This window comes from Runella sp., from assembly GCF_027484545.1.
In the GTDB taxonomy this organism is placed as follows: domain Bacteria; phylum Bacteroidota; class Bacteroidia; order Cytophagales; family Spirosomataceae; genus Runella.
In genome coordinates this window covers 20,759-27,462 of record NZ_JAIXST010000163.1, presented here as the reverse complement: position 1 = coordinate 27,462, position 6,704 = coordinate 20,759, and the positions used below count along the sequence as shown (strand labels likewise).

Annotated in this window: 6 protein-coding genes; 4 read left to right on the top strand and 2 right to left on the bottom strand. The window is 42.4% G+C overall.

Going from position 1 to position 6,704, the window contains the following annotated elements; translation table 11 throughout:
• Positions 1–224: 224 nt before the first annotated feature.
• Positions 225–935, bottom strand: coding sequence for an RDD family protein (locus Q0081_RS15410; protein ID WP_298355005.1), 711 nt, complete (start codon positions 933–935; stop codon positions 225–227).
• A 112-nt stretch (positions 936–1,047) separates the two neighbouring features.
• Here Q0081_RS15410 and Q0081_RS15405 point away from each other — a divergent pair, with 112 nt between their 5' ends.
• From Q0081_RS15405 to Q0081_RS15390, 4 genes are all read left to right on the top strand, one after another.
• Positions 1,048–2,004 (top strand): stage II sporulation protein M, encoded by a 957-nt coding sequence (locus Q0081_RS15405; protein ID WP_298355003.1) that lies wholly within the window; start codon positions 1,048–1,050, stop codon positions 2,002–2,004.
• Positions 2,001–2,891, top strand: coding sequence for a hypothetical protein (locus Q0081_RS15400; protein WP_298355001.1), 891 nt, complete (start codon positions 2,001–2,003; stop codon positions 2,889–2,891). Before Q0081_RS15405 ends, Q0081_RS15400 begins: the two co-directional genes overlap by 4 nt.
• Before the next feature lie 127 nt (positions 2,892–3,018).
• Positions 3,019–4,467: a histidine kinase gene (locus Q0081_RS15395; RefSeq protein WP_298354999.1), complete on the top strand. Its 1,449-nt coding sequence runs from the start codon at positions 3,019–3,021 to the stop codon at positions 4,465–4,467.
• An 89-nt stretch (positions 4,468–4,556) separates the two neighbouring features.
• Positions 4,557–5,276, top strand: a complete 720-nt coding sequence (locus Q0081_RS15390) for an RluA family pseudouridine synthase (RefSeq protein ID WP_298355007.1) — start codon at positions 4,557–4,559, stop codon at positions 5,274–5,276.
• Between the two features lie 82 nt (positions 5,277–5,358).
• Here Q0081_RS15390 and glyA read toward each other — a convergent pair whose 3' ends face one another.
• The gene (gene glyA, locus Q0081_RS15385; protein ID WP_298354997.1) at positions 5,359–6,645 is read right to left on the bottom strand and encodes a serine hydroxymethyltransferase; all 1,287 of its coding nucleotides are present in this window, start codon (positions 6,643–6,645) and stop codon (positions 5,359–5,361) included.
• Positions 6,646–6,704 lie beyond the last annotated feature (59 nt).

The window sequence follows — 6,704 nt, the reverse complement described above, 5'->3', positions numbered from 1 at the left end:
CTGGACAAAGGTGGACGCTAAAAGGTGCTCAACAAGTAGTCAATCTAAGAATTGCGTTAAAAAATGATGAGTGGGGCAAATTAGTCAGTCAAATAAAAATGGCAGCATGACAAACTTGTCCTACACCCCATAGCGTCCATATCGCCCCACTGAACAGGAATTTCTACATACGACGGATACTCTTGAATGAGGTCTTGGATGAAAAGCATAAATCGATTTTAAGTTTATTCTGCATCTTTAGCGGCTAAGTGTGCATAATCATTGATAATGGTCAACAAAAATAGGCGCGGCTCGGCTACATTTGTAATTCCCAATACTCTGGACACTTTTTCCGCAGTACGCTCCACCAACTCCTCATTTCTATTTCGTAAAACCTGTCGAATGGTTTCGATGTCACGGTCATTTAGTTGAGAGGCTTCTGAATAAGTAACTCGATAATCTTCCGGAAGTGATTGATATGTCACCTGACTTAGATTTACTCGTTTAATTGTCTTGATAACGGTAGTTCCTGCGGCAATATCCCCCACGCGCTGCCCTTTGCCGTTGGCCGCAATGGTAATAATCGCCACTAAGGGGGTAAGAATTTCGGTATCAATTATAATTAATAACCAACGCAAAATATACGCTCCTAATGTAGGCTGATTTCCATTAAGCAACACCACACGGATGTTCATGGCGCGTTTGCCCAAGGTTTGTCCGTTCAAAAAATATTCGGTCAGAATCGGATAGAGCATAATGGGCAAAGCAATAGTCAAAATAATGACGAATACACTCAAATCGCCGCTTAGCTTGAATAAAGTATATATCAAAATCAAAAACAATACCCAACCCAGGTAAATCAGGCGGTCAAGGATAGTGGCCAGAATACGATCGCCGATGCTGGCCGGCTCGTATTCCAATTCAACATTTTGAGAAGTTTGTATGCGGACGGACATAATTTTAAATGAGTGATTGAGCGAATTAACGAATGAGTGGATAGTTTTTTATAACTTTTGCGCAAAATAGAGAATTCGCTCATTCAATCATTCCTTCATTCACTCATTTATAATGAAAGAGGCTGTTTTTGTTAAACGTAATACCAAAAAGTGGGAAGAATACGAATCCACTCCGACTCACGATGCCGATCAACTCACGGAACGGTTTATTGAACTCACTGATGACCTCTCTTACGCGCGAACTTTTTATCCAAAAGCCACCGTCACACGTTATCTCAACGGAGTTGCTTCGCAGTTTCACCAAAAACTGGTTGCCAACCGAAAGGAAGACCGTAACCGAATTGCTAATTTTTGGAGATTAGAATTGCCTTTGTTGATGTACGAAGCCCGATTTAAGTTGCTGTACGCATCTCTGTTTTTCTTTGGAGCGTGCATTTTAGGCTGGGTTTCTGCTGCCAACGACGATACCTTTGTACGACTCATCATGGGTGACAGCTACGTCAACCAAACACTTGAAAATATCAAAAAAGGAGACCCTTTGGCGATTTATGGCGGTGCGGGACAGGCCGATATGTTTCTGCAAATCACAGTCAACAACGTTAAAGTCTCGTTTGTTGCTTTTGTGATGGGTATCCTGTTTTCATTTGGAACCATCGGAATCCTGTTCCAAAACGGCGTAATGCTCGGTTCCTTTCAGTATTTTTTTTACGGAAAAGGTTTATTACTGGCCTCTATCCTGAAAATCTGGATTCATGGTACACTCGAAATTTCGGCCATCGTCATTGCGGGTGCTGCGGGGTTGGTCATGGGTCACAGTTTGCTTTTTCCTCGTACCTACAGCCGCCTTGAATCTTTTAAACAGGGAGCAAAAAAGGGGATGAAAATCGTCATTGGGCTCGTACCTATTTTTGTTATGGCAGGTTTTTTAGAAAGTTTTATAACTCGCCTTACGCTGCCTCCCGTCATTAGCAGCGGTATTATTTTAGTTTCAGCGGCTTTTATCATTTGGTATTTTGTATTCTACCCCATAAAACTACATAAACAAAATTTAACTGCCAATCCTCTATGAAGCCTCCTATCGTCCTTCTCCAACAGCGTGACTTTGGTCAAAAAATTAACGTTACTTTCGAGTTTGTTATACAAAACTTCAAACCTTTGATGTTGGCACTGTTGTACATTGCCGGTCCACCTTCTTTGATTGGCGGTTTTTTCATGGGTTCGTACCAATCCAACATGCTGGGAATTCAGAAAAAAATCCTGAGCGGCGATTCCGGCAGCGACTTTCCCTTTTCAAGCGTTTATGAAATGGGAGGTTCTGTGCTTATTTTTACTGTTTTTGTAGTCATTGCGAGTGTGGCGTCCACCTTAGTGGTCAATGCCTACATGCTTGAATACGAAGAGGGAAACCGAAATATAACGCCCGAAATTGTCTGGAATCGCCTCAAAAATTACATTGGAAAAGGAATTGGCTACACTATCGTTACGTTTATTTTTGTATTGATAGCCACCTTGTTTTTTCTTATACCCGGCATCTATGTAGGCGTTTCACTTTCTTTTATGTACATGGTGATGATGCGCGAAAATCTTGATTTGGGAGATACCTTCCGACGCTGTTTTTACTTAATTAAAGACAAATGGTGGTCAACTTTTGGCCTACTGATTATCGTAGGAATTATTTCGAGCATCATTGGGTACGTGTTTCAGATACCTACGCTCATTGTTACACTGTCGTCATTTTTCAAAATCGGCGATGGCATGAATGACATTTGGATGACAATAGGTGGAGTCATTTCAACCATTGGTTCTATGTTGGTGCAATCGCTGGTGCTGGTGGCAATAGTATTTCAGTATTATAATTTGGTCGAACGCCGCGAAGGTTCGGGAATCATCAATTCCATTAATAATATTGGCAAAACTGATATTCCCCGTACTGACCAAAAAGAAGAAGAATTTTAGGGATTCCGTTTTGGTCAGACCTTTGGCTTTATTCACTCCGCTTCATCACAATTTTGCCCAAAAACGATCGACTTGAGTTTTCTTAAGACTTACTTTTGAATGGATAAAACAGTGAGAAATAACCGGTATGAAATCGCCCTCTCGTGAAAAGGTTCGCGAACGACTTAATGCGGCCAAAGTCAACTTTCGACTGTCTAACTTGGAAGGGTTGGATTTGAGTGGTTTAGACTTAACCGGCGCCGATTTTCGTTTTTCGGATTTATCGCACGTCAATTTCAGCAATTCGATTCTGAGAAATGCCGACCTTAGTTTTTCTGACATAGACGATGCTAACTTTGAAAATGCGGACTTGACCAATGCTAACCTCCGTTTTTCTTCTTTAGAACGAGCTAATTTGACCAATGCTCAGATGACGGATGCCGATTTTAGTTTTACAGGAAAAGGACAAAATCCCATCAATCGCTTTGCGTCTCTTACTCATTTTCTGTACCGTACCGGTTGGTTTGGCACGATTATCGGCATTTTGATTGGCACGTTCATTTTTTACGGCGTCAGCGGTATCGTTTATTTTACCAATCAAATCCTCACGGCGGAAGAGCCTGCCTTCCGAAACTTCAATCAGTACATTGTCATCAATAACGTTATTGGCGGAATTTCTACCGTTGTGATTACCAACTGGTTATCAGGCCCTTTGGAGCGTTGGTTTAAATCTTCATTGGTACAACATGCTGTTTTATCAGTGATCATATTTTTTGAATACATGGCCCAAACCACGCTTGCTTTCTTTCAATATGGGCGCTTTTTAATTGAAGAACTCATCAAAAAATACCCCGACCAAAGCACTAACAATGCGGTTTGGTATGTATATGCACTTTCTCCGCTTTTTGTTGCCAACGTTTTTCATTACTTCCAAAAACAGGGAAACCAACTGACTCGCAAAATCACGGAGCAGGAGTTTCAGCTCGTGGACTTGGAAAAATTAAAAACGAAAGCTGAATTGGATGCCTTACAGGCCAAAATCAATCCCCATTTTTTGTACAATTCTCTCAACAGCATTGCCAGTTTAGTGCATCTTGACCCCGATAAAGCGGAGCAAATGACCCTGTTGATGTCGAAACTGTTCCGTTACGTTACCAACAAAACCGCTGATTATTATGATACGCTGGCCAATGAATTGGAAATGGTAGCCACTTATCTGGAAATTGAGCAGGTTCGTTTTGGCGACCGCCTGTCGTTTCGGATTATCGTAAAAGATGAGGCGCTGAAAAATGCCCAAATTCCCCGTTTTTTGATTCAGCCTATCGTAGAAAATGCCATTAAACACGGGATTGCCAAAATTGCAGACCGGGGTATTGTAGAAATACGAATTACCCAAGACAGGGATTTGTTAAAAATTGCCGTTCACGACAATGGCCCGTTGTTTCCCGAACCTATCAATGGTGGCTATGGCCTTCAAAGTATTCAACATAAACTTCGACTGCTTTACGGTGAAAAAGCCAATTTGTCCCTTCAAAATGCCCCGTTAAAACAGGTTTTGATAGACCTGCCTTTTGAGGCCGGCGTTAGCAAGTCGTGAAATAAAAGGCTAATTTTGTGATAAATAACCGAATAAAGGTTTTATAAACACAAAAACAGCTTGACTGAAATCAAGCGTAGCGCTTAATGATTAAAGTTAATTTTAAAGATTTAATTCTATTTGAGAACGAAGACTACATCGTTATCAATAAACCTCCGCACGTTGCCACCATCAACGAGCGAACCGCCGACAAATCGGTGAGTATCTTACGAATGGCCAAGGAGTATAGTTTTGACGCTCAGGTAGCTCACCGTTTGGACAAAGAAACTTCGGGTGTATTGGCCATTGCAAAAAATCCGGAAGCGTATCGGCACTTAGCTATGCAGTTTGAACACCGCGAAGTTACCAAACGCTACCATGCCGTAGCCAACGGCGTTCATGATTTCGACAGTATTTCTGTGTTTTTGCCCATCGCTCCTCTCAAAGATGGCACGGCCGTAAAAATAGACCGTCAAAAAGGTAAGGCGGCTGAAACGATATTCTTTACGTTGAAAGCTTTCAAGAAACATACGTTGGTAGAATGTCTGCCCATCACGGGACGTATGCACCAGATTCGCGTTCATTTACAATGCCTGAAAGCCCCTATCGTCTGTGACCCCACTTATGGCGGAAAAGATATTTATTTGTCGGAGTTGAAGAAAGATTACAAACTGAAACAGGAGACCGACGAATTACCCATTATGCACCGAGTGGCACTCCATGCCTATTCGCTAACTTTTAAGTTAATGAATGGTGACCCCATCACAGTGGAAGCTCCTTATCCTAAGGATTTTGGGGTATTGGTAAAGTTACTGGAGAAGAATAATTGAGGGTTCGGTTTACTGTTTTTAAGCTTAGGGTTTACAGTTGTTAAGATAACCTGTAAACCCTAAACTACCAACCGTAAACGTATTACTTATAAAGAGGCACTTCAGCCATCCAATTGTTTACTTCCTGTTTTACCGCTTCAATTTTAGCGTCATTTTCGGCGTTCATCAATACAGTATCCATCAAATCTACGATACGTTCCATATCAGCTTCTTTGAGGCCACGGGTCGTCATGGCAGGAGTTCCTACGCGCATTCCCGAAGTAACCATTGGCGATTTGGTATCAAACGGAACCATATTTTTATTAACCGTAATATCTGCCTTGATAAGGGTGTTTTCGGCCAATTTACCAGTTAAGCCTTTTGTGCTTAAATCAATCAACATCAGGTGATTGTCAGTTCCACCCGAGATAATTTTATAACCTTTATCTACAAATGCCTGTGCCATTGCGTGGGCATTTTTGCGTAGTTGTACGGCATAATCGTGATAATCGTCGGTGAGGGCTTCACCAAAAGCAACTGCTTTGGCAGCGATTACGTGCTCCAAAGGTCCGCCTTGAGTACCCGGGAACACACCCGAATCCAACAACGACGACATCATACGAATCTCGCCTTTTAGAGTTTTAATGCCGAATGGATTTTCAAAATCATTCCGCAACATAATGACTCCACCGCGCGGCCCGCGAAGGGTTTTGTGAGTAGTAGTGGTTACGATGTGGCAATGCTCCAAGGGGTCATTCAATAAACCTTTAGCAATCAGACCTGCGGGGTGTGAAATATCGGCCAAAAGTACGGCGCCGATTTGGTCGGCAATGGCCCGTAAGCGAACATAATCCCAATCGCGACTGTAAGCGGAAGCACCGCAGATAATCATCTTAGGACGTTCTTTCAACGCCGTTTCTTCTACTTTATTCCAATCAATGAGCCCAGTTTCCTGCTCTACTCCGTAGAAAAACGGTTGGAAGTATTTACCCGAAATATTAACGGGCGAACCGTGGGTCAAGTGACCGCCGTGTGCCAAGTTGAAACCTAAAATTTTATCACCGGGTTGCAGGCAAGCCAAAAACACGGCCGTATTTGCCTGGGCACCGGAGTGAGGCTGCACGTTTGCCCAAGTAGCGCCAAACAATTCTTTAAGGCGATCAATGGCTATCTGCTCAATTTGATCCACTACCTCACAGCCACCGTAGTAACGTTTGCCCGGTAAGCCTTCAGCGTATTTGTTGGTCAATACACTGCCTTGTGCCTCCATTACTTGCGGAGAAGTGAAGTTTTCGGAAGCAATCAGCTCAATACCGGATTCTTGGCGGTGGTGTTCTTTGGCGATTAAATCAAAAATTTGGGTATCGCGGGCAATCGTGGTAGAAACCATTGGGTGTACGATTTTGGATTATACAAATTACGATTTTAGAAGAATTTTCCGCAAAGGTA

What these genes read in the sequence shown, in the direction of transcription:
- Q0081_RS15400 (WP_298355001.1), top strand. Translation starts at nt 2,001, where the DNA reads ATGAAGCCTCCTATCGTCCTTCTCCAACAGCGTGACTTTGGTCAAAAA.
- Q0081_RS15405 (WP_298355003.1), top strand. Translation starts at nt 1,048, where the DNA reads ATGAAAGAGGCTGTTTTTGTTAAACGTAATACCAAAAAGTGGGAAGAA.
- glyA (WP_298354997.1), bottom strand. Translation starts at nt 6,645, where the DNA reads ATGGTTTCTACCACGATTGCCCGCGATACCCAAATTTTTGATTTAATC.
- Q0081_RS15395 (WP_298354999.1), top strand. Translation starts at nt 3,019, where the DNA reads ATGAAATCGCCCTCTCGTGAAAAGGTTCGCGAACGACTTAATGCGGCC.
- Q0081_RS15410 (WP_298355005.1), bottom strand. Translation starts at nt 935, where the DNA reads ATGTCCGTCCGCATACAAACTTCTCAAAATGTTGAATTGGAATACGAG.